Source organism: Pedobacter terrestris (assembly GCF_052343045.1).
Taxonomy (GTDB): domain Bacteria; phylum Bacteroidota; class Bacteroidia; order Sphingobacteriales; family Sphingobacteriaceae; genus Pedobacter.
In genome coordinates this window covers 3,141,710-3,165,035 of the sequence record NZ_CP180264.1, presented here as the reverse complement: position 1 = coordinate 3,165,035, position 23,326 = coordinate 3,141,710, and the positions used below count along the sequence as shown (strand labels likewise).

The following is a 23,326-nucleotide window of genomic DNA, read 5'->3' as shown; positions in this document are numbered from 1 at the left end:
GTGCAATTTACTTATTTATAAATGTAAACCAGTGATCCCTGTATATTATAATTGAAATTTTCAATAAGTTGCAAAGCATGGAGCGCTTCGCTGACATTTTCTTTTTTAAACTGGCCTGTAAATTTAAATGATTTTACTGCCGGATCTTTGAAAACCACTTTAACTCCGTACCAGCGTTCAAACAATTTAGAAATAGAAGAAAAATCTTTGTTTTTAAACATCAACTCGTCATGAATCCAGGAAGTTTCAATAATAGCATTCGGGTCATTAGATGTAAAATAAGTTAATGTGCCCAGATTTGCCTCTTCGCTATCATTTGCAAGCAAAAATTTATCGTTGGGTTTAAGAATTATAGGAGCAGATTTGCGGTTGTTTAGTATAATTTCTACACGTCCGCGAATTAAAGTTGTTTCTGTAAAATCATCGTCTTCATATGCCTTAACATCGAAAGCCGTTCCTAAAACTTTCACTTGTATTTTATCCGTTTGAATAACAAAAGGATGTTTTGCATCTTTTTTAACATCGAAAAAAGCTTCGCCAGATAAGATCACTGTTCTGGTGTCGCCTTGAAATTTCCTCGGATATTTTAAATGACTGCCGGCATTAATGTGTACCTGTGTCCCATCTGCCAGCGTTAAAGTTTTCCGCTCTCCGGGTAGGGTTTGGGCCAGCATCCAATCTGTCGGATGCTTAAAAATTAGACGACCGATATATTGGCGTGATAGCAATAAAACAGACACCAGTACTATAACTGCAGCCGCAACAGCAGAAAATTTATATATCGACAGTTTTCTGGCAGTCGGTTTTTCTTTTTCGGGATGGTCTATTCTCGCTTTGATTTTTTCAAAAACAACATTAATGCTTTTATCATCTGCCATAGGTTCTTTCAGGTAGCCTTGCAAGGCATCGTATTCACTTTGGTAGATTTTACTATCTGCCACAAGAAAATCCAATTCTTTAGATTCCTGATCTGAAATTTCTCCTGATAATTGTTTGCTCAGCAATTCAGTAAACCGATGATCTGACATTTAATTTATGTTGTTTGTTTGTATAATCCTTTTGAGAAAGAAAATGCCTACAAATTATTAAAAAAAAGAGATCATTCCCAAAAGAATTACGATGCTAACCAGCTTTTCAATCAGGTGATCGCCATTACCAACGAAATGATCTGGTTTTAAAATAAGCCGCAATTTGGCAATTGCCCTGAACAATTGGGTTTGCACAGTGCGCGGACTAATTTCTAAAAGCTCTGCAACTTCCTTGTATTTTAGTCCAGATTCTTTAATTAGCCTGAAAACCAATTTGCATTGTGCCGGCAAGGTTTCAATTGCGCCATTTAGTTGTCTGTGTAATTCCTTTTGTTCAAGTAAGGTTTCTGGCGTGTGTGTGAAAGCCGGAAGTTGGTCTAAGGACTCAACTAAATCGATAAACGTAAAAGAGGAATTTTTTTTGACTTGCTTAATGGTTTGATTTTTTACCGCAACAAAAAAGTAGCTTTCTAGATTGCTCAAGTGCGCACTGTTTTTCCGGTTTTCCCAGCAGCGTACAAAAACCTCGGCAATGATATCTTCGGAAACTTCTTTGTTTTTGGTAAACTGGATAGAAAATTTAAGCAAACGGGTGTACAAATGCCGATAGAGTGCTTCAAAAGATTGAACATCATTTTCGAGGCAAATCTTCGACCACAAGTACAGGAGATCCGGCTTTACTATTTTCATTTGGATAGTTTCGAGAGACCAAATGTAAGAATTAAAAATATTCAAAAAAATGAGCACACGTGTAGGCACTTTTTATAAAAATAGGATTCTTAGCTATGAAGTTCAATTATACCGAAATCAATTTCAGAGCAAAAAGGCCAAAAAAACCAGGTGTAAGCCATCATTTTTAAATATTTATAAATGCATTTACCCTTAAAGCCACATGTTTCGTAAAAGGATTTACGTATGAAAACCGCGAAATATTTAATTTTTTTAATGCTATTATGACAAATAAGTACGTTCTGGGCGTAGATATCGGGGGTTCTCACATCACCGTTGCTGTACTGGATATGGAAAATCACTCTATTTTAAAAGACTCTTTTACGCGTATTCGGGTAGATTCTCACGGCAAACCAGAGCAAATTGTAGATGCCTGGGGTAAAACAATTGCCGAAGGTTATCAGAAAGTTGGTTTAACTGTCGATAAACTTGGCCTTGCAATGCCGGGTCCTTTCGATTATGAAACTGGTGTTTCTTACATTTCCGGAAATGATAAATTTGAATCTCTTTACGGTTTAAATGTCAAGAATATGCTCGCCAAAGTATTGAATATCGAAAGTGACAATATCTTAATTGAAAACGACGCAGCATGTTTTCTTGCCGGAGAAGTTTTTGCTGGTGCAGCAAAAGGATATAACAGAGTTATTGGTATTACTTTAGGCACAGGTTTGGGTTCTGCAAGTTTTATTGATGGCCAGGCAAATGATGAAGATTTGTGGCGAATGCCTTTTCTTGATGGCATTGCCGAAGATTACATCTCTACCCGTTGGTTTTTAAAACGGTATTATGAATTCTCTGGTTTAAATGTTCTGGATGTTAAAGAACTGGCAGCATTGTACAGCGATAGCGGAACAGCCAAAAAAGTTTTCTCAGAGTTTTCTTCAAATTTGGCGGCTTTCCTTAAAATTTTTCTTCAGAAAACAAATGCGGAAGCTATTGTAATTGGTGGCAATATTGCCAACGCCTCTGATAAGTTTTTGCCCGCTTTGCTAAGGCATCTTAAAGCAGATAACATTCAGGTTCCGGTATTAATTTCAGTTTTAAATGAACATGCGGCCATTGCCGGAGCAGCGAGTTGCTGGCACAAATAAAAAATAAATAAAAAATGTATGCGCTGTAGGCAATTTGATTTGCTTATGGCTCTTCATATTAAATAAGCCAAAATCATTTGGCAAACAACAACAAAAACAATTAACCAAATACGTATTAAAGTCTATTAAATGATTATGAAAAAATCTTTACGACTAACATGTTTATTGCTTTATGCATCAACAAGCATGTACGCAGCTGAAACTGTAAGGCACTTAGACAAGATGTCGTTTGCAGCTCATTTCCAAACACCAATTAAAGGTGTGGTAAAAGACGCAAGTGGTGTTACTGTGCCAGGAGTTACCGTTCTTGTAAAAGGCGGAACAGCAAAAGCTCAAACCAATGAAAACGGACAATACACCATACAGGCCAAAGAAGGTGATGTTCTGGTATTTTCTTTTGTTGGTTATAAAGCCAAAGAAGTTACTGTAGGTTCAACAGCTACTTTAGATGTAGTTTTAGATAGTGATTCACAAAATCTGGAAACCGTTGTGGTTACCGCTCTGGGTATCAAAAGATCGGAAAGATCATTAACCTATAACACGCAACAAGTATCAGGTGATGAATTGAACAGAGTGAAAAGCCCGAATCTTGTAAACTCTCTGAACGGTAAAGTTGCCGGTATGACTGTAAGTCCGAGTTCATCGGGTGTGGGCGGTTCTGCAAAAGTAATTTTGCGCGGTAGCCGTTCTGTAAGCGGAAACAATCAGCCTTTATACGTAATTGATGGTGTTCCGATTAGCAATAACGGTAATGCAAACGGACAACAAAATAGTGTTTACGGTGGCGGACAAGACGGTGGAGATGGTATCTCTAACTTAAACCCGGATGATATCGAAAGCATTAACGTGTTAGAAGGGGCATCTGCTGCGGCGCTTTATGGTAGCCAGGCACAGAATGGTGTAATTTTAATTACCACCAAACAAGGTAAGGCTGGTAAAACACAAATCAACTTCTCTTCCAGTGTAACTTTTGATAAAATTGCATACAAACCAGAGTTTCAAAACAGCTATGGCGCGGCATCTTCAACTACAAGAGACAGCTGGGGTTCTGCAATAAGCAACACAACAGACAATCTTGATCAGTTTTATCAAACTGGTACAAATGCAACCAACTCGATCAATCTTTCTGGTGGCTCTGAGCTTGCACAAACCTATTTTTCTTATGCAAATACTTATGCAAGTGGTATTCAGCCAGGAAATAAATTGAACAGAAACAACTTGAGTTTCCGCGAAACGGCTAAGTTTTTCGATAATAAATTAACTGTAGACGGAAACATCAACTACATCAATCAGAAAATCGAAAATAGTCCGTCTATTGGTTTGTACAATAATCCGTTGGTTGGTTTATATTTATTCCCTCGCGGAACGGATATTTCTGCTTATAAAGAGAATTACCTGAACGCAGGAGCTGTAGGTGCTGCCCGTCAAAACTGGTTGGGTGGATCAGCAGATATCAATCAGAATCCTTGGTGGTTGATCAATAAAAATCCAAATACCTCTACACGTAACCGTTTCTTGTTCAGTGGAAATCTGAAATATGATTTTACCTCGTGGTTAAATCTTCAGGTACGTGGAAACATTGATCGTACTATTGATGATTTTGATAACAAACGTTATTCAGGTATCAACAACAATTTTAACTCTAACGGTAACGGATATTATCAGCAAAGTAACCAAACATATGTACAGAAATATGCCGATGCGATTTTGAATGTAACCGTACCGATGGAAGGTTCTGATTTTAAAATTAACGGTTTAATTGGTGGTAGCATCAACGATCAGCAGACTTCTGGTACAACCATTGCCGGCGATCTTTCTGCGGTAGATTTGTTTACTGCTGCAAATACTGTTGCGGCAACACCTGCAACTTACGCGTCAAACGTATTGTCTAATGCAAAAGCCATTAATGCAAACCACAGTCAGCTTCAGGCAGTTTTCGCCAATGCCAACTTATCTTATAAAGATTGGGCATTTTTAACATTGACAGGTAGAAACGATTGGTCATCAAACCTTTCATACACGCCAAACGTGTCTTATTTCTACCCTTCAGTAGGTTTGTCATTAATCGCTTCGCAAATGTTCAAATTGCCTAAAGCAATTACGTATGCAAAAGTACGTGGTACATATGCAGAAGTAGGAAATACTGTACCTCCGTATTTAACGTACGTTCAGAACACAATCAATGCAGATGGTTCTTTAAGTGTAAATACCAATCAAGCATTTGCCGAGTTGAAACCAGAGCGTACCAAATCATTTGAAGTGGGTACAGATATGCGTTTCTTATCAAACAGAATTAATTTCAGTTTTACGTATTATAAAACCAACACCAGAAACCAATACATTCCAGTAATTCCTCCTGCATCTGCTTTGATCGCTACAGGATACTTGAATGCAGGAAATGTTCAGAATACAGGTTTCCAGTTTACTTTAGGTGCTGATGTAATTAAAAATGAAAACTTTACCTGGAACACTTCCGTTAATGGATCTGCTAATAAAAACAGAATTATTGATGTTGCAACTTCGCAAGGTTTAACCAGTGTAGACTTAACAGGAAATAGCGGAAATGCTTACATTTCACGATTGACTAATGGAGGCTCTTATGGCGATATTTTTGGTTACACACTTGCAAAAGATGCAAGTGGGCGTCCGATTTTAAGCGGCGATGGAACATCTGCAAATCCTTACATGGTTACCAAAAGCACAGATTTTAGTTTAATTGGTAATCCAAATCCAAAATTCCAGGCGGGTTGGAGCAACAGCTTCAGCTATAAAGATTTTACTTTTAGTTTCCTTGTTGATGGTAAATTTGGTGGGGAAGTATTGTCTATGACGCAAGCTTTGATGGATCAGGCTGGTGCATCGTTGGTTAGTGGAAATGCAAGAGCACAAGGTGGCGTTGTTGTAAATGGTGTTAACGCATCAGGTCAGGCAGTCACTGCAACCATCAATCCTCAAACTTATTATTCTTTCATTGGAGATCGCAATGGTGTATCTGGTGAATATATTTACAGTGCAACAGTTGTACGTTTAAGAGAAGCTGCATTGGGTTACACCTTGCCGCTTAAAGGCGCAGTTAAAAGCATGAGATTCTCTGTAATTGGAAGGAACTTATTGTATTTCTACAAAAAAGCACCTTATGATCCGGAAGTAACCATGTCTACAGGTAATGGTCTGTCAGGTATTGATGTATTCAATCAGCCGGCAACCCGCAGTTTCGGTTTCAACCTAAATGTTACATTTTAATTAAGCAGACAATATGAAATCTATATATCATAAATCTCAAGGAAAAATTAAGGGTTTGTCTTTGATTGTATTGGCTTCTGTTACGGCATTGAATTTTGGCTGTACCAAGAATTTCGAAGAGTTCAATTCAAATGAAAACCAGCTTACGCCAGAGCAGAGTCTGGCTTTGTTGCCATCGGCAATCGGGCCAATTCAACAAGAAATATTCCACAATTATCAGGTTGCACAAAATTTAAGTGCCGATGTATTTAGTGGATACATGATGCCACCAACGCCTTTTGGTGGTGGTATCAACAATATGAATTATTCCATGAATAATGGCTGGAATGAAACGGGTTTTAATAATCCTTATACATTCGTGATGGCACCAATTACTAAAATCAGAACACAACTTAATGCAGTTGCACCAGAATCATGGGGTATTGCATTAGTGGTTCAGATTATGGGAATGAGCCGTGTTGCAGATAAATTTGGTCCGATGCCATATACACAGGCAGGAAAATCATTGGTTTCTACACCATATGACGATCAAAAAACGGTTTATAATGAGTTTTTTAAACAATTGGATACTGCAACAACCAATTTGCAAACATTTGTCGCAGCAAATCCTGGTAAAAAAGCGTTTTTCACTGGCGATTTAATTTATGGTGGGGATGCTGCGAAATGGTTAAAACTTGCCAACTCATTACGTTTGCGTTTGGCTATGCGTATTGTTAAAGCCGATCCTGCAACTGCGAAATTGCAAGCAGAAAAAGCAATGGCAGCAACTGGTGGTTTACTAACTACTGCTGCCGATAATGCTGCTGTAGCGCAATCGGGAACACGTAATAATGATTTATGGACAGTAACGGTTTCTTACGGAGATAACGCTCTGGGTGCTGCTTTACAAACGTATTTGGTTGGTTATAACGATCCACGTTTACCAAGATACGCAACACCAGCAACTGATCCACTTTTTTCTGGTCAATATGTGGGGATCCGTGCTGGTGCAAATACAGCTGCAAATGGTTTGGCAAAAGCTGACTATTCAACGTATTCTAGCATTAACTCTACTTCTCCAAGTATTGAACTTGCACCTTCCGGACAAAAAGCCCCTCAGCCTTTAATGACTGCTGCTGAAGTTTGGTTTTTGAAAGCAGAAGCTGCTTTGAGAGGTTGGACAGGAGCAGGAAGTGCACAAACCAATTATGAAACTGGTATTACTACATCTATGTCTCAGTGGAATGTAACCATCGGTAGCTACCTTTCAAATTCGACAAGCGTACCAACCAGTTACACCGATCCTAAAAACTCGGCCAACAATTCTGCAGCTGTAAGTACAATTACGATTGCATGGGATAACGCAGCAACTAATGAAGTTAAATTAGAACGCATTATCACGCAGAAATGGCTGGCTATTTTCCCTGATGGAAATGAAGCCTGGGCAGAATATAGAAGGACAGGATATCCGAAATTGTTTACCGTTGCCAATAACAACAGTGGTGGAACAATCAATACACAAACTCAAATCCGTCGTCTTCCTTATCCGGCTGCAGAATATAGCAACGGAAATAAAGACGAAGTTAGAAAAGCGGTAACTCTTCTGGGTGGCGCTGATAACGGAGGAACCAGGTTGTGGTGGGATACCACAGCAGGAAACTTCTAAAAAATAGGCAGGTAGAGCATCTCTACCTGCCTATTTTTTTTTAACTTGAATACAAAAATATCTAACCACTACCACTATGAGAAAATTCTTAATTTCGGGCACACTGATGTTTGCCTTTGCCGTAACATTTTACGCATGCAAAAAAAATAACACAGAAGACAATGAGCGTTTATCTGCTCAAAAAAATCTAAAAGCAGCCAATCTTACCAGTCCGTTTGCAACCGCCTACGTTGAGGTAAACAGCAATGATTTTGGCAATCCGGGTTGTTATACTTATGGAACGCCCGCCAATCAGTTATTCGGCGTTTCGGTCATTTTCGCTGCAAACATCAATTTTACCAATGGCGCACCTACGCTTTATTTTAACCCTCAAGTACAGGAAACTTTAAATTCAGGAAAAGTGGCTTATCTACAATCTCTGGGGATTAAAGTGGTTTTGGATGTTCTCGGAAATCATCAAAATGCAGGATGGGGCTGTTTTACTTCTTACGCAGCTGCAGATGCATTTGCTGTGCAATGTGCTAACGCTGTAGAACAATATAATCTCGATGGAATCGATATCGACGATGAATATTCGAGCTGTACGGCCAACGATGGCTCGCTGGTTTTGGCTGCAGCAGCGCTACGTGCAAGGCTTGGTGCTACAAAACTCATCACAATGGCAGCTTTCAATCAAGCCAATTATTTTACGCCCACCTATAACGGACAAAAACTAGGCGATATTTTGGATTATGTTTTTGAGCAAACGTATTTCTCCACAAATTATGCCGGCCGTTTACAGCCTTATATTAACGCTGGCGTTCCAAATAACAAATTGGGTTTAGGAACAGATTTGGGGAATAACGATCAGGCGGCGGTAGCAGCTTATGTTAAGGCAAATGGTTTGGCAAGTGCAATGGTCTATAATGTAGGCAATAACTCGCAAACTAAACTTTCATCACTTTCCACAACGTTATTTGGTTCTCCAACTTCTGTTAAAGCAAATTGCCTCAATTAATTTAATTTTTTAAAAGTCTCTTTTTCAACGAAAAATAGTTGCAAATTGTAAAGTCAGCCGAACTGTTTCTTACAGCTCGGCTGACTTGTTTTCAGCCATCTAAGTTTTTCCGCCGAAATATAACTTGGTTTAAGGCCAATCTTGTGTTTGGTTTGATTTATTTTTTAAAAACAGTTCACTCTTAACACTCCGTAGATATACCTGTTGTTTTGAAAATAAAGCGATTTAGATCGCAAAATGGCAAAGTTGACCTAAAATTGAAATGATTGTTTTAAATTTGTTCTTGTTGTTTATCGGCACCTAAAACCTACATGAATTTAGACAATCAATTTGGAACCAATAAGTGGGATGATTTTGGCGGTTTTTCGCCTGTAATTTCAGTTTTTAAACAGTTTCATCCGCTTACTGCGGAAATTGAACAAGTCATTAATGAGCAGACATTTCCGGTAGTGTTTGCCAAAAACAAGCACATTGCTTCGCCCTTAAAAAAAAATCGGTACATTTTTCTGATTTTGAAAGGTGCCGTGCATGGATATGTGAAAATGGGCAATAAAAAAATCACCACGTGGATCACGCTCGAAAATGATCTTGCCGGAACGATTCGAAATTTATGGACAGAAGAAGCCTCTGAAGAATATATTGAATCTATAGAACCCGTTGTTGCCGTTGCTATTCCACACAGCATGTCTCGCCATTTATATGAGAATTTTGAGGTTGCCAATTATGTAGGGAGAAAGATGACCGAAATGTTTTACCGTAGTGCATCAGAGAGAGCCATAATGGGCCGCTTGCCTACGGCAAAAAAACGATACGAACGCTTTTTAACCAGTTACGGTTATTTACTTAATCGGGTGCCTTTAAAATTTATAGCCTCCTTTTTGGGTATGCGTTTGGAAACACTAAGCAGGATTAGAGCCGATATTGCTGGAAAATCCTAGAATGTTTTATCTGGTTTTTACAGCAATCAGGTGTACAAGTTTTTTGCCATCATGAAAAGATAACGATGCATTTGTATTGCCGTAATACCGCTCATCTATGCATTTAACATCGTAACCTTGATTGATTTGTAGTCGGTTGATAACTCCAAGTGTCAAACTCAATTCCTGTTCTGATCTGGAATCAATAATTCACGGAAAGGTAATCAGTTTCAAACACGTTCGAATTCGGAGTACAATGATAAATAAAGCACGTTTCTGGATTTAAAATTTTATGCTGAAGGGTAAAAAAACGTTCCTGAACTACACATTTTGAATACTGAAGCCACCATTTTTTGGAAGCAAATGCCGCAACCGGGCTTTTTTACAGGTACTTGCAAACATTCTAAAACGGTAGCTGTTTCAAAATAAAAAACTTTTATGCCAAGGAAAAAAAATATGGAGGTTAAGTTTGAAGGAGTTGCCTCACTGTTACAACCTGAGGTTTATCGGGATGGAAATGAATTCATTTGTGCCTTAAAGGCCGATCTGAACAAAAGTGCTGTTGGCCGTGGTAAAACCATTTTTGCTGCAATAAATCATTGGAATGAATTACTTAGGGTGCATCTGCGCAAAGCTGGTACGTATGATCCTTTGGTTGTTTTTGTAAAAGATATTTTTGGCGCACCTGCACCTAATGCGCGCACCCGTCAGTACATCATAGATTGGGAAAATCAATTCTACTCACCAAACAGGCGCGCCGTATGAGTATTTCTGCTGTGTTCTGGTTAATATGCAGCTTTCTACTTGCCAGAAAATTGTTTTCGCGTTGGCGGCTAAGTAAAAAAAGCCAATTAAATAATTAAGCAACACTTACAATACATCGCGCTTGTGCGTGTAAATTGTATCCATTACGAACTGCATTACCGGATTTTCCATATCTGGCTTACGCAGTTGAGCCGACAAGTGGTCTGTCCAATCTATCAAGGCATCTTCCGGACTTGCACCGTGGCCGGTAATACCTTTTGTAAGATCCGGTCCTAGCACCGCATAATATTCTCCGCCATCTTTATACAGCAAAGGCTGAAATTCCTGCACATATTTCGGGAGGCGAAAATTACTGAAATCAAAATCGATCTTGCGCTCCTCGTTTACATTCATCTGTTCCATAACGATCATTTTAAAGTTTCTTCATTTAAAGAACCGATATAATCGAAACTTGTTTTAATAAATGCAATATACAACTACAAATAAGGCATAATTATGCAGTTTTTTGAATCATATTTTTGTTGTGTTTTAGCCCTCGAAAAGATGCTTGACTGAACTTGTAGGATTAACTCAATACAGTATCCCTAACCTGTACCCGATCCCAATATTTTTCAAATTCTTTGGCACCTCTTAAATGATCGGGATGCGTTTCATATATTTTGATAGCTTTAAGAGAATCAAAAGTGATGATTAAGTTGTAGTTGAAAGTATTATCTGTAACCGGTCGTGGCGTAGTTGCTGCGGCTTTGCCAAATTGTAACGACTTTGCACCCGGAATTTTCTTCAGTAAATCAAAATACTTTAAAAATTCGCGTTCATCACTAGCACTTATTCCTTTTTTTAACCAGAAATACACAGAGTGAACAATCAGTCCGGTAGTATTTGATCCTGCATTTTCCGTTTTAGAAAAAGCAGCAGGTATTCCGGCAGCCATCAGTGTTGTAGTTGCGCCAGCAAATAAAGTGTTTTTGATAAAAAATCTTCTTTCCATTTCCAGATTATTCAATAGGGATTTAAAAATACTATTAGTACAACCTTCACTTTTGCTTACATAGAAGGCATTACGAATCTATCAAAATTTAAGTTCATAACATAACCAGAAATCTTCTATTTGTTGGCTGTCTTGTATTAGAAGAATCATAACCTTCATAAATTTCCTTTTCCGATACTTTTTGTTCGGATTCCGATATCAGAGTAAACGTAAGGGATGTATTTTTGATGCAATTTAAAAACATTCTAAATAAAATTAGTGAAAAAATATTTACTTGTACTGCTATTAAATCTTTCTGTTGCTGCAATTGGTGTCGCACAAAATCAAGGAAGCATTAAAGGATTCATCAAGTCGGAGAATGCCGATATGATATTTGGTTTAACTGTCTTTCTTAAGGGCACACAATACAAAACTGAAACAGATAAAAATGGCGCTTATAACATTATTGCACCTGCCGGAAACTATGAGCTCATCGTATCCGGAGTTGGTTACGAACGCAGACACGCTCAGATTACGCTTATTGCCGGAAAAGTTTTGGTCAAAGACTTTACCGTTAAAGAAGGAGACCGGCAAAACCTTGCCGATGTAAAAATTACAGGAAGAAATGCTCTGAAAGAAGTTCGAGAATCGCCTTATAATGTTGTGGCACTTGATGCACGCGCATTGCACAATAGCACTTTAGACTTGGCACATGCATTAAATCAGGTATCCGGAGTTAGAATCCGTGAATCTGGTGGTGTAGGCTCAGACATGTCGATAACATTAAATGGTTTTTCAGGACCTCACGTAAAGGTTTTTATGGATGGCATGCCTATGGAATCTTTCAGCTCTGCTTTCCAGTTAAATAATATTCCGGTTACCATTGCAGAACGCATAGAGGTGTATAAAGGTGTTGTGCCGATACAATTTGGAACCGACGCACTTGGTGGCGTAATTAACATTGTGACCAATCAGATGCCAAATTATTTGGATGCATCTTATTCAATCGGGTCTTTCAATACACATAAATCAAATGTAAATTTTGGTATAACAACCAGGAAAGGTTTATCTGTTCAGGTTAATGCATTTCAAAACTATTCAGATAATAATTATCCGGTTTACGTACCGATTCTCAATACTAATACTGGAAATTGGGGAGATAGTCAATGGGTTAATCGCTTTAATGGTGCCTACAATAATGAAACAATAATGGCAAAAGTTGGTGTGGTGAAAAAATCATGGGCGGATCGTATCATGATTGGATTGATGCTGGGCCAAGAACGCGCTGAAATTCAGAATTCGGCAGTAATGCAAATTGCATTTGGTAAAAGGGAGCGCCAAGCCAATACGTTTGCACCATCTATAGAATATGCAAAGAAAAACCTGTTTTTCGATGGACTGGATCTGAGCATAAATGCCAATTATAACCGCAACTACAATCAAAATATAGATACGGCGGCCAGACAGTACAGTTGGAATGGAACGTACAGAACTACAGGAACAGTCGGAGAATCTGTAAATACACTGGCAGAGTTTTTTAACAACAATACATCAGCAACAGGAAACCTGAATTACCGTTTAGGAGATACTCATTTATTTACCATTAACAACGTATTTACAGGTTACCGACGCACGAATACAGATGCGGCAGCTTTGGTTGCAACACCCGCAGAGAATAGTCTCACGCAATCACTCAAAAATATTTTAGGTGCGTCTTACACCTATAAAAAAGACGATAAATTTAACCTGATTGCTTTTGGTAAATTTTATTATCAAAAGATAAACGGACAGGTTGATCAGAATCAAACTGCCGGAGCAGGTTCTGTATTTATTCCGGTTGATGCTGTAACCCGTAATTTAGGCTACGGCCTTGCGGGAACTTACTTTCTGCATGATATACAACTTAAAGCATCTTTCGAGAAAACCTATCGGTTGCCTACACAAACTGAATTGTTTGGTGATCAGGTTACAGAAATCGGAAATGCAGGTTTAACCCCAGAGCGTTCATATAATGTTAATTTGGGCGCTTCTTACAAACGCAAATTTAATCGGGATCACGCAGTCTATTTTGATGCAACACTTTACTATAGAGATATAGCGGGTTATATTCGGCGAACCGTTATGAATGGAAGTATTCCAACTGGGAGTTACACCAATCATGGTTATGTAACCAACCTCGGAATTGATGCCGAATTGCGGTACTACTATAAAAAGTGGTTTATGTTTGGCATAACTGGTACCTATCAGGAAATGCTGGATAAAGAGCAGTATTACACGAGTAATTCTACTCAACTGAGTGTAACTTACGGAGATAGGATGCCCAATATCCCTTATTTATTCGGTTCGGCAGATGCGGCGTTTTATTTCCATAATGTAGGTGGAAAAGGCAATCGCTTGACACTCGGTTACAGCTTAAATTACATCGCTGAGTTTACATTACTCTCTTCAGGTTTAGGTGCGACAGGAAAAAGTTTTGTGCCCGAACAATTGTATCATGATGTAAACCTAACCTATTCACTCAAAAATGGGCGGTATAATATCGCAATTGAAGCAAGAGATATTACGGACGTAATGCTCTATGATAACTTCAGTTTGCAAAAGCCAGGGCGAAGTTTTTCGCTTAAACTAAGGTATTTCATCTCCAAATTCAATACAAAATAATCAGGCAAAAATTAATTACTATGAATATTATAAACAACGCAAAGCGAATCTGGATTTTAGCTTTAACATTAATGGCAGCATTGGTCAGCTGTAAAAAGAACAATAACGACAATACCGCAAACCAAACCAGTGGACAGTATTTCATTGCGGCAAACGTAGGTACCGGAACTTACTTGCTGCTTGCAGAAAGCCTCGAATCTGGATCCGTAACTACAGTTGGTAACGGTGTAGAAATTCCAAGAAGTTACACCAACTGGGTAACAAATGGAACAACAGCAGCAATTGGCTTAATCTATGCACAGGGTGATCCGGGTATCGGAATCTCTTACGGACTGAATGCTTCGGGTGCTTTGGCACCTGTGGGCAATGAGTTTCAGATTACCTCCCGTTTTACAACTTATGGTCCTTTTCAAAATTATATTGTAACTGCTGTTAGCGGGCAAACTTTAACCAATGGACAAATTGGTTCAAGATTTGATTTCATCGATCTGAACAATGGAAATAGCCTAACCGAAAAAACAATTGGTACTGAAAATTTTACTGGTCATGGAGGTATAGCAACATTCTCAGGTATAGAGGAATTTGGGGACGGAGAATTTTTAACCAGTGTGGTGATGTCAGAACCTCAGCCAGCAACAGCAACCGGTGGAAGCAGTATTGGTGCGGTAACCTATCCGGATAGTGTCTGGGTGGCCGCAATGGATGCAAATCTGCAAGTTAAACGAATATATCGCGACAATCGAATAAGCTATTCAGCCGGGCGTATGCGTTCACAAACGTATTCGCAGCTAGGAAAAGATGATAACGGTAATGTGTATGTTTTCTCGGGTTCTTACGATGGAACAACTACTAAACCTGCCGGTGCATTATTGATCAGAAGTGGAGCAACCATTTTTGATCCGAATTTCTACTTCAATATTCAGGAAAAATCTGGCGGCTACCGTTTTCGCAAGGTTTTCCACATCACCCAGGATTACTTTTTACTTGAGATGTATAATGATCTGGTTTATTCTTCAACATCCCCCGCTACGCAGTTTGCAATTGTAAAAATGTCCGATTTAAGTTTCAGATGGTTAACCAGTGGTTTCCCGGATAAGTCATTAATCACAGGAACGGGATTGCCTTTTTCCGAAAATGGAAAACTTTATTTACCCGTAACTGCTACAAATGCTTCACCAACCATATACGCTATTGATCCGGTTGCCGGAACAGCCAGAGCAGGTTTGGTTATCGAAGCGGAAGGTGTATCTGCAGTTTCCAGATTAAGCTATTAATAAGCAGATATGAATTGGAATCAAATTTCTTTAAGGATAATGAGCAAAATGCTCGTTGTCCTTTTTTTTGCCACAATTGGCAGTGCAACAGCACAAACCGTGTTCATCCATTCGAAAGGCAGTACCACAGTAAGTAATAATCCAAAAAGGGTTGTTATCTTTGATATGGGGACATTAGAAACCTATCATGAGCTTGGCATTCCGGTTGTTGGCGTACCAAACAATATCCCGGAATATCTTGCAGATTACAGATCAGAAAAATATGTTAAGGCGGGTTCGCTTAAAGAACCAAACCTGGCTGCCGTGCGAAAGTTGCAGCCTGATCTGATCATTATTTCAAGCAGGCAGGCTGCAGCTTACGATTCCTTATCGGCCATTGCACCAACAATTTTTGTTGGTATAGATGCCAATGAACCCTGGAAAAGTTTCGAAAAAAATGTTCTTCAGATTGCCCAACTTTATGGAAAAGAAAAAGCCGCTGAAAGAAAACTGTTGGAACTAAATAAAATGGTTGCAAACATACGTAAGCTTTCGGCAACAGATACCCAAAAAGTATTGACTGTACTTTATGTTAATGATCGTTTTGTTGCCCATGGAGACCATTCAAGATTTGGTTTTGCATATGATATACTCGGATTAAAATCTGCTTATCAGGATACTTCTGCAACGCCAAAATCAAGCTCGCCAAGAGTTGCGCCAGCAGAAGGTAAACCAAAAGCGCAAGAACCTTACATCGCTAAACTCAATCCAGATTATATTTTAATTATCGACAGAAGTGCAGCAACTACTCATGAAGCCTCTGGATTGGATAAAGTTGTAAACGACGATATTAAACAAAGCGCAGCATTCAAAAACAATAAGGTGTTTTTATTGCATAGCGATGCCTGGTATCTTTCTGGCGGCGGTTTGCTTTCTACGAAACTGCAGATTACCGATATCGGCAAATACGTTTACGGATTGTATAAATAACCCAAAAATACATCGCCTCATAAAAAGTTAGGCAATATCCAGTAAGATATTGCCTCTTTTTTTGTCCGTTTTAAACGTTTGACGTGGAGGCATGTGCTCTTTTCTTAGTTTCCCGATTTATTGAATACTGTTAATTTTTGAAAAGGCTTTGTAAAAAATTGCGCAGATAATTTCAGCTTTCCTGATCTGATCAGGTAACCAAACAACAGAACAATCAGCATAATTATTTTACAATGCCAGCGAAACGCTGATAGAAAACCGTCGGACTATTTTCATGTTTCGGCGCATATTTTCCGGCAATTATCGGAATATAAATTACACGTCTTCTGCTTTCTTCACCAATTACGCTGGATTGTGCTACTCGATGCCACAAACGACCATCGTGTATAGTCAGGTCGCCTGCTTGGGGCAAAATTGAAACTTCTTCTGCATCTGCCTCGTTATCGAGAAAGTATTTTTTACGAAATAACATCTGGTAAATACTTTGTTTATGTGTTCCCGGAATAATTTTCAAACCCCCATTTTCTATTTTTTGATTGCTTAAATGAATACCGACATTTAACATTGGATTAAGTTTTCCTCCGTAGAAAATATCTCGCAAACCATCAGTATGCCAGCCCATTTTAGTGAATTTACTTTCCGGGCCATTGATGTAATGATTCAGCACCATACCATCTTTTTCTTCGGTGCCTAATCTTGCGCCGTGTCCGGCCAAGGTAAGTAAACCCTCAAAACGGGGATCAAGCAATAATCCACTCAAGGTTTGATGGTGCTGGTTAATAAAAGCAAAACGCTGAACAATCTGGGTTCCGTCTAAGTCTTTTCCGTACTTAATTGGTACACCATTTACTTTTTTAACTTCTTTATCAATCCAAGTGCGTTCTACGGTTTTAGACGATCGGATAATGTCCGAAACGGTATCGGCAGTAATAAAATTTTTGAAATGGATAAAACCATTAAGATTAAAAAAATCAATTTGTTCGCGCGTTAATTGATCGGATAGGGTGAAGGTTGGATACGACGTAGCCATAAATAAGAAATTAAAGTTTAGAAATTGAAGAATTGGTTGTATTGGAAGTTATGCGCAACAGCAACACATTCGCATTAGCGAGTGGTTCTGTGTTGAAGAGAAATAAAACTGCAATGTTTTATTATACATAATCTATAGGAAAACTAGATATTTAAACAAACGTAGTATTTTTTTAACTCCCGAAGAAATTAAATTCGTTTTTTATTAAAAATAATTTTAGACTTTATAAATTCTGGAGATCATATTTTCTATGAATGCCTTTGGTAAAAACCTGTTTGCATATACACCAATGCGGTTTGTAAAACCCGGGATGATTTCTGATTTCCTTTTTAGCATACCTTTTACAGCAGCTTCTGCCACAATATCTGGCTGCATATTAAATTGTGCCGCCATTTTACTAAGTGCGTCCATACCTGCACGTTGCGCAAAACCCGTATCGGAAGGACCGGGGCAAAGGCAAGAAACCGAGACATAAGTTTTTTTCAATTCAAAACGAAGTGCGCGTGTAAAAGAAAGGACAAAAGCTTTGGTTGCAGAATAAACAGCCAAAGTTGGAACGGCCTGATAAGCGGCAGTGCTGGCTACATTCAAAATATAAGATTGATCTGCTTTTTTTAAAACAGGAATCAACTCGTGGCTTAAATAAACAACCGTATCCATGTTTAAATGGCACATTTCCAGTTGTTCTTCGAGATTCAAATCAGCGTATTTGCCCCAAATTCCATAACCAGCATTATTAATCAGTACGTGTAGCGGCAAGTTGTTTTGTTTAATCCAATCGGCAGTTTGCTTTGCTCCATCAATTTTTGATAAATCTGCCGACAGCGTTTCGGCGCGTACACCATATTTCGCTTGTACATCTTTGGCCAGATCTTTAAGCTCTTGCTCAGATCTGGAAACCAGAAACAGATTAAATCCTCGTTTGGCTAGCGCCAACGCCATAGATTTTCCAATGCCTTTAGATGCACCCGTTATCAAAGCATATTGTTCTTCTGTTTTTGCCATATTATTGTGCCTGGTGTTGCCCGTAAATATCCAATATTATAAAAATATTTTGTGATCGATTGGATTAAAAAAAAAGTTGCTAACCGATGGTTGCGCGAAAATGCTTCTTTATCAGTAGATTGAGAATCTCCTTCGAAAATTTTTTTTCAGCGCATATTTAAAACAACTGGAAAGTAAAAAGTTAGTTTAATTGTTTTGTTGCCTGGTAAGATCTATTTTTTTAAAATTTTATTTGGTTTAAGGCGCCATTTAAGCCTGCACTTCAAAACAAAAATTGGAACAGATTAGATATTTGCTTTAATTTGTCTACTAAATCTATAGATTTAATATAAATTAATCATGAACCCAAACTTACAAACTTTTCCAGGCAAGCTGCAATACAACCCTTTGCAGCGGTACAATGCTGTTATCAAACCACAAGTAAATCTTCAGCTTGGCAATTGCCGAATGTGTAGCAGCATGTAGCTTTAATTTTGGGCCAAACCGGCCTATCCCTTTTTTCAAATTTATCCTTTCTCAAGTGCCTTTTTCAAGGCGCAATGGAAGCGTTTTGTCTCCACATTCTAAAAAAGAACAATGAAAAATCTCTATTTAAAGAGCGTTTATTGCCTGCTAGCCATCTTTTGGTCGGTTGTTGCAACAGCGCAAGTAAATCCGACAATAAAATCGCACCTCAATGGTGTCGTTTTAGATGCAGCAACCAGTTCGCCTTTGCCCGGTGCGGTAGTTAAAATTAAAGGAACCACGCATAGCGTTTCTACTGATTCTGATGGGAAATTCAGTTTCGTAACCGGCCAGTCTTTCCCTTACATATTACTGGTCAGTTTTATTGGTTATGATCAGAAAGAACTCACGGTAAATGGCAGTCCGGTTACGGTGCGTTTGCAAGAAGTTCAAAGTCAGCTGAATGATGTTGTAGTAACCGGTTACAGCACACAAGAGCGGAAATACATTGCCGGTGCCATTAGTAGCATTAGCGGTTCGGTGGTTCAAAATCAGCCTTCTGGTGGTTTCAATCAGCTGCTTCAAGGTAAAACAACCGGTGTTCAGGTATCTTCAAACTCTGGTGTTCCCGGCGGAGGAATCACCTTTAGAGTTCGCGGCAACAATTCTATCAATGCTTCGGTTGATCCTTTGTATATAATAGACGGTGTTTTTGTGAGTAATGCCGATCCGATTAGCGCTGGTTTGGGCAATCAACAAGCTTCAAATCCCATTGCGGATATCAATCCTTCAGATATTGAAGACATTCAAATTCTTAAAGATGCCAATGCTACCGCAATTTATGGATCACTGGGTGCAAATGGTGTTGTTATTGTAACCACTAAACGTGGAAAAAGAAATACCAAAGCAAATATTTCGCTCAATACATTTCAAGGCTGGTCTACAGCCGTAAAAACTTTCGACGTAGCAACAGGGCCTCAGGTGGCGCTTTTAACAAACGAATCCAGAATTAATACGGCCAGAGATAACGGGCTTGATCCATCAACTGTTGTTCTTCCATTTCCAAATCCGGATAGTCAGCCAACGTATGACCGCATCAGCGGATTGTTCAGAACTGCGCGAACGTCAAATTATGAAGTATCTACACAAGGCGGAACCGATAAAAGTACATATTATATTAGTTTAGGTTATTTGGGGCAAGAGTCTATCGTAAAGCCGTCTGATTATACGCGTTATTCTGCTCGATTGAATTACGATACATATTTAACCGATAAACTGAAAGTGGGTACCAGCATCAATCTTACCCGATCAAAAAGAAATTTAAGCGGAAGCGATAATAACCCAACGGGAGTAATCAATTCTGCACTTTTTCCAAGGTCATATCTGCCCATTTACAATGCAGACGGAACGTATGCGCGCTACGGAAGTTTTGATAATCATTTGGCATTAATTGAAAATTTAGACAGCAAAGCAGTAGGTTGGAGAACCATTGGAAATATATTTGGAGAATATACTTTCATTCCGGGATTGAAATTGCGCAGCAGCTGGAGTATAGACAACAGCAGCGAATACGACAACAGTTATTCCAGTACGCTGATTAGCGCAGGTATTGCTACTAACGGTTCGGCCTCTAGCATGGAGAATAAAAACCTGGTATTGACCAATGAACAGGTACTTAGTTTTGTGAAGTCCTTCGGAACAGGAAAGAAACACAACCTGAATGCTTTAATAGGAAATACCATTAACACGGTTTTAAACGAAAGTACTAGTGCCAGTGGAACCGGCTTTGCAGCCAATAGCTTGCGTTCTGTTTCTGTCGCGGCAACACGTTCTGGCTCGGCATCGCGGGCAGAATCTAAACTGCTGTCGTTTTTTAGCAAATTAAGTTATACGTATGATGGCAAATATACAATTGACGGAAGTATCCGTGCAGATGGATCATCGAAATTCGGTGTAAATAACCGTTGGGGATATTTCCCTTCAGGTGGTGTAGCCTGGCGATTAAGTCAGGAAGAATTTATCAAAAAACTGAACTTTTTTGATGAGCTGAAGCTGCGTGCAAGTTTAGGTCTTTCTGGCAATCAGAATGGAATTGGCGCGTATGCTGCGCAAGGTTTATGGTCCTCTGGAGCCAATTATCTGGAACAACCGGGCATTGCGCCAACGCAGCTTGGCAATCCGGATTTGACTTGGGAAACTACCCGTCAATTTAACGTAGGAACAGAGTTTTCGATCTTTAAAAATCGCCTGAGTATAGTTGCAGATTATTACAATAAATATACGTATGATTTGCTTTTAAATGTTCCTGTGCCTTACCGTTCTGGTTTCGCATCTTACCTCCAGAATTTCGGCGCAGTGCGAAATAAAGGTTTTGAACTGGGTATCAACTCCGTAAATATCGAAACAGATGCTTTTCAATGGACAACAAATTTTAACATCTCTTTCAATAAAAATAAGATTGAAAAGCTGGCGTCAGATATTAGCTTAGGCGCATCCGGCCGTAATATTTCTATCCTTCGCCAGGGATATTCTACCAATTCATTTCAATTGTACAAACAGTTATATGTAGATCCGCAAACCGGAAATGCAGTATATGACGATCTTAACGGAGATGGATTGATTACCTCTGCAGATCGACAAATTGTAGGCAATGCATTGCCGAACTACAGCGGCGGTTTAACCAATAATTTTAGTTACAAAGGATTTGATTTAAACTTCTTTTTCTATTTCCAGCAAGGAAATAAAATTATGAACATGAACGATTTCTTTATGGTACATGGTGGCACCCAGGCCAATATTGGTTTTTTACCCAGACAGCTAGACAGATGGCAAAAAGCGGGAGACATTACAGATATTCCTCGTTTAACCACATATAGCGGAAACCCGACTCAAAATGGTGGTGCAGCCAATAATTATGGTGGAAATGTTGCCAGTCTTTCTTCAAGATATCTGGAAGATGGATCGTTCATCCGTCTAAAAACCTTAACGCTGGGTTATACCTTTCCTAAGGATGTATTGCAGAAAATTGGTATTAGTAAATTTCGTGTTTACGCACAGGGAACAAATCTCTTAACTTTTACAAAATACGGAGGTTTAGATCCCGAAGTAAGCTCGCAATCCAACAATCAGAACACTGCAGGTTATGATTGGGCAACTGTTCCACAACCAAAAACCTTTCAGATTGGTGCTTCTGTAACTTTTTAATCTTAACAAAATGAAAACATCATATATCAAAATAACACTGCTATTATCTGCTGTGTTGCTTACAATTTCGTGCAAAAAATATTTAGAAGAAGTGCCGAATAATGCGCTGCCTACAGAAAGTTCTATTACAGACGCGAGTACAGCACGCGCGGCAATTATTGGAACGTATGACCGCTTGCAAGGTTATTACGCGTCAAGTTATCCTACGCTTGGAACCATAACAACCGACAACGTTATTTTTAACGGAACGCTGAGCGAATACCTGCAGTTGGATCAAAATGCCATTCCTACAGATAACGTAATTACGGTTTCGGCTTATCAGGGCATTTACAGAACCATAAATTCTGCCAACAGTGTAATTGCGTATGTGCCGCAGGTGAATGATCCGCAATTGACAGCCACAGAGCGAAATAAAATTTTAGGCGAGGCGTATTTCATCCGCGCGCTGTCTTATTTTGATTTGGCCCGCGGTTGGGGCGGCGTACAATTGCAATTGCAGCCCACTAGTGATTTAAGCGTTTTGAAAGGCATTAAACGCAGTACTTTAGATCAGACATATGATCAGGTATTGGCCGATCTAATTCAGGCAGAGCAGCTGCTGCCGGAAGATGGAACCACCAGAAACCGAGCGCAGAAAAGTGCGGCCAGAGCATTGCGCGCCCGTTTACATTTGTATCGGAAACAATGGGCAGATGCCGAAAATTTCGCAAGCCAGGTAATTGGCAATACAAAATACAGTTTGGTTAAACCTTTCAGGGCCTTTTTTACCACGCCTTTTCAAACTGCAGAATCTGTTCTTGAGCTGGCGTATTCTGTAAACGACCGGAACAGTTATTGGAATTTGTGGTATCCAAGTTCTTCCGGCGGGCAATTTACATTGAAACCTTCAGATGCATTGGTGGCAAAGCTAAACAATCCTGCAATCGGCGGAACAAGAAATAGTCTTATTGCGGGCAGCGGCAGCACTGTTTATGGGGTTTTATACAACACCACCGCAACCAGTACAGATCCTTCTTATTTGATCCGAATTGCAGAATTGTATTTGATTCGAGCAGAAGCAAGGGCACAACAAAATAAACTCTCAGATGCCTTAACAGATTTGAATGCAGTACGGGCCCGTGCAGATGTTGCCGCAAGTGCAGCAACTACCCAAGCCTCAATTATTCAGGCTATTGAGGATGAAAATGCAGTAGAATTTCCATTCGAGGCACACCGATGGTTTGATTTGGTACGTACAGAGCGCACAGGTGCCGTTTTGGGCATTAACAATAGAAATTTTTGGCTCTTCCCGATACCTTATTCCGATGTACAATCCGATCCTGATGTAACTCAAAACCCAGGTTATTAAAATCCC

The 23,326-nt window shown here is 39.2% G+C and carries 17 protein-coding genes; 11 read left to right on the top strand and 6 right to left on the bottom strand.

Translation table 11 applies throughout. From position 1 onward, the window contains the following. Window positions 1–11: 11 nt before the first annotated feature. Window positions 12–1,028, bottom strand: coding sequence for a FecR family protein (locus tag ACJVDH_RS13365; RefSeq protein ID WP_443943907.1), 1,017 nt, complete (start codon window positions 1,026–1,028; stop codon window positions 12–14). Between the two features lie 57 nt (window positions 1,029–1,085). Next, complete coding sequence (locus ACJVDH_RS13360) at window positions 1,086–1,718, bottom strand: RNA polymerase sigma-70 factor (protein WP_443943906.1); 633 nt, start codon at window positions 1,716–1,718, stop codon at window positions 1,086–1,088. A gap of 263 nt (window positions 1,719–1,981) precedes the next feature. Between ACJVDH_RS13360 and ACJVDH_RS13355 the strand changes: the two genes are divergently transcribed. The 6 genes from ACJVDH_RS13355 (at window position 1,982) to ACJVDH_RS13330 (ending at window position 10,415) form a co-directional block, all read left to right on the top strand. Further along, entirely contained in the window at window positions 1,982–2,848 is an 867-nt protein-coding gene (locus tag ACJVDH_RS13355) for an ROK family protein (RefSeq protein ID WP_443943905.1), read from the top strand. Between the two features lie 135 nt (window positions 2,849–2,983). Further along, a complete protein-coding gene (locus ACJVDH_RS13350) occupies window positions 2,984–6,091 on the top strand; it encodes a SusC/RagA family TonB-linked outer membrane protein (RefSeq protein WP_443943904.1) in 3,108 nt (1,035 codons plus the stop codon). Window positions 6,092–6,104: 13 nt separating this feature from the next. Beyond that, window positions 6,105–7,736, top strand: a complete 1,632-nt coding sequence (locus ACJVDH_RS13345) for a SusD/RagB family nutrient-binding outer membrane lipoprotein (protein WP_443943903.1) — start codon at window positions 6,105–6,107, stop codon at window positions 7,734–7,736. 76 nt (window positions 7,737–7,812) lie between these two features. Continuing rightward, the gene (locus ACJVDH_RS13340; RefSeq protein WP_443943902.1) at window positions 7,813–8,733 is read left to right on the top strand and encodes a glycosyl hydrolase family 18 protein; all 921 of its coding nucleotides are present in this window, start codon (window positions 7,813–7,815) and stop codon (window positions 8,731–8,733) included. Between the two features lie 311 nt (window positions 8,734–9,044). After that, on the top strand, window positions 9,045–9,671 hold the full coding sequence (locus ACJVDH_RS13335) for a Crp/Fnr family transcriptional regulator (RefSeq protein WP_443943901.1): 627 nt from the start codon (window positions 9,045–9,047) through the stop codon (window positions 9,669–9,671). A gap of 417 nt (window positions 9,672–10,088) precedes the next feature. Continuing rightward, on the top strand, window positions 10,089–10,415 hold the full coding sequence (locus tag ACJVDH_RS13330; RefSeq protein ID WP_443943900.1) for a hypothetical protein: 327 nt from the start codon (window positions 10,089–10,091) through the stop codon (window positions 10,413–10,415). A gap of 105 nt (window positions 10,416–10,520) precedes the next feature. Here ACJVDH_RS13330 and ACJVDH_RS13325 read toward each other — a convergent pair whose 3' ends face one another. Together ACJVDH_RS13325 and ACJVDH_RS13320 are read right to left on the bottom strand one after the other, a co-directional pair. Further along, complete coding sequence (locus ACJVDH_RS13325) at window positions 10,521–10,817, bottom strand: hypothetical protein (RefSeq protein ID WP_443943899.1); 297 nt, start codon at window positions 10,815–10,817, stop codon at window positions 10,521–10,523. Window positions 10,818–10,980: 163 nt separating this feature from the next. Continuing rightward, window positions 10,981–11,406 (bottom strand): Dabb family protein, encoded by a 426-nt coding sequence (locus tag ACJVDH_RS13320; RefSeq protein WP_443943898.1) that lies wholly within the window; start codon window positions 11,404–11,406, stop codon window positions 10,981–10,983. Window positions 11,407–11,664: 258 nt separating this feature from the next. Between ACJVDH_RS13320 and ACJVDH_RS13315 the strand changes: the two genes are divergently transcribed. The 3 genes from ACJVDH_RS13315 to ACJVDH_RS13305 are packed head-to-tail and all read left to right on the top strand — an operon-like array spanning window position 11,665 to window position 16,289. Then, window positions 11,665–14,046, top strand: a complete 2,382-nt coding sequence (locus tag ACJVDH_RS13315; RefSeq protein WP_443943897.1) for a TonB-dependent receptor plug domain-containing protein — start codon at window positions 11,665–11,667, stop codon at window positions 14,044–14,046. A 20-nt stretch (window positions 14,047–14,066) separates the two neighbouring features. Beyond that, window positions 14,067–15,320 carry a DUF4374 domain-containing protein gene (locus tag ACJVDH_RS13310; protein WP_443943896.1) on the top strand — a complete coding sequence of 418 codons (1,254 nt, stop codon included), beginning with the start codon at window positions 14,067–14,069 and terminating at the stop codon, window positions 15,318–15,320. A gap of 9 nt (window positions 15,321–15,329) precedes the next feature. Further along, window positions 15,330–16,289, top strand: coding sequence for a siderophore ABC transporter substrate-binding protein (locus ACJVDH_RS13305; protein WP_443943895.1), 960 nt, complete (start codon window positions 15,330–15,332; stop codon window positions 16,287–16,289). A gap of 223 nt (window positions 16,290–16,512) precedes the next feature. Here ACJVDH_RS13305 and ACJVDH_RS13300 read toward each other — a convergent pair whose 3' ends face one another. Together ACJVDH_RS13300 and ACJVDH_RS13295 are read right to left on the bottom strand one after the other, a co-directional pair. Continuing rightward, the gene (locus tag ACJVDH_RS13300) at window positions 16,513–17,319 is read right to left on the bottom strand and encodes a phytanoyl-CoA dioxygenase family protein (protein WP_443943894.1); all 807 of its coding nucleotides are present in this window, start codon (window positions 17,317–17,319) and stop codon (window positions 16,513–16,515) included. 216 nt (window positions 17,320–17,535) lie between these two features. Beyond that, a complete protein-coding gene (locus tag ACJVDH_RS13295; protein ID WP_443943893.1) occupies window positions 17,536–18,324 on the bottom strand; it encodes an SDR family NAD(P)-dependent oxidoreductase in 789 nt (262 codons plus the stop codon). Between the two features lie 576 nt (window positions 18,325–18,900). Between ACJVDH_RS13295 and ACJVDH_RS13290 the strand changes: the two genes are divergently transcribed. Beyond that, a complete protein-coding gene (locus ACJVDH_RS13290) occupies window positions 18,901–21,972 on the top strand; it encodes a SusC/RagA family TonB-linked outer membrane protein (RefSeq protein ID WP_443943892.1) in 3,072 nt (1,023 codons plus the stop codon). Between the two features lie 10 nt (window positions 21,973–21,982). After that, window positions 21,983–23,320 (top strand): RagB/SusD family nutrient uptake outer membrane protein, encoded by a 1,338-nt coding sequence (locus ACJVDH_RS13285; RefSeq protein WP_443943891.1) that lies wholly within the window; start codon window positions 21,983–21,985, stop codon window positions 23,318–23,320. Window positions 23,321–23,326: the final 6 nt, after the last annotated feature.

Coding starts and splice junctions, on each gene's coding strand:
- ACJVDH_RS13365 (WP_443943907.1), bottom strand. CDS start 1,028: ATGTCAGATCATCGGTTTACTGAATTGCTGAGCAAACAATTATCAGGA.
- ACJVDH_RS13360 (WP_443943906.1), bottom strand. CDS start 1,718: ATGAAAATAGTAAAGCCGGATCTCCTGTACTTGTGGTCGAAGATTTGC.
- ACJVDH_RS13355 (WP_443943905.1), top strand. CDS start 1,982: ATGACAAATAAGTACGTTCTGGGCGTAGATATCGGGGGTTCTCACATC.
- ACJVDH_RS13350 (WP_443943904.1), top strand. CDS start 2,984: ATGAAAAAATCTTTACGACTAACATGTTTATTGCTTTATGCATCAACA.
- ACJVDH_RS13345 (WP_443943903.1), top strand. CDS start 6,105: ATGAAATCTATATATCATAAATCTCAAGGAAAAATTAAGGGTTTGTCT.
- ACJVDH_RS13340 (WP_443943902.1), top strand. CDS start 7,813: ATGAGAAAATTCTTAATTTCGGGCACACTGATGTTTGCCTTTGCCGTA.
- ACJVDH_RS13335 (WP_443943901.1), top strand. CDS start 9,045: ATGAATTTAGACAATCAATTTGGAACCAATAAGTGGGATGATTTTGGC.
- ACJVDH_RS13330 (WP_443943900.1), top strand. CDS start 10,089: ATGCCAAGGAAAAAAAATATGGAGGTTAAGTTTGAAGGAGTTGCCTCA.
- ACJVDH_RS13325 (WP_443943899.1), bottom strand. CDS start 10,817: ATGGAACAGATGAATGTAAACGAGGAGCGCAAGATCGATTTTGATTTC.
- ACJVDH_RS13320 (WP_443943898.1), bottom strand. CDS start 11,406: ATGGAAAGAAGATTTTTTATCAAAAACACTTTATTTGCTGGCGCAACT.
- ACJVDH_RS13310 (WP_443943896.1), top strand. CDS start 14,067: ATGAATATTATAAACAACGCAAAGCGAATCTGGATTTTAGCTTTAACA.
- ACJVDH_RS13305 (WP_443943895.1), top strand. CDS start 15,330: ATGAATTGGAATCAAATTTCTTTAAGGATAATGAGCAAAATGCTCGTT.
- ACJVDH_RS13300 (WP_443943894.1), bottom strand. CDS start 17,319: ATGGCTACGTCGTATCCAACCTTCACCCTATCCGATCAATTAACGCGC.
- ACJVDH_RS13295 (WP_443943893.1), bottom strand. CDS start 18,324: ATGGCAAAAACAGAAGAACAATATGCTTTGATAACGGGTGCATCTAAA.
- ACJVDH_RS13290 (WP_443943892.1), top strand. CDS start 18,901: ATGAAAAATCTCTATTTAAAGAGCGTTTATTGCCTGCTAGCCATCTTT.
- ACJVDH_RS13285 (WP_443943891.1), top strand. CDS start 21,983: ATGAAAACATCATATATCAAAATAACACTGCTATTATCTGCTGTGTTG.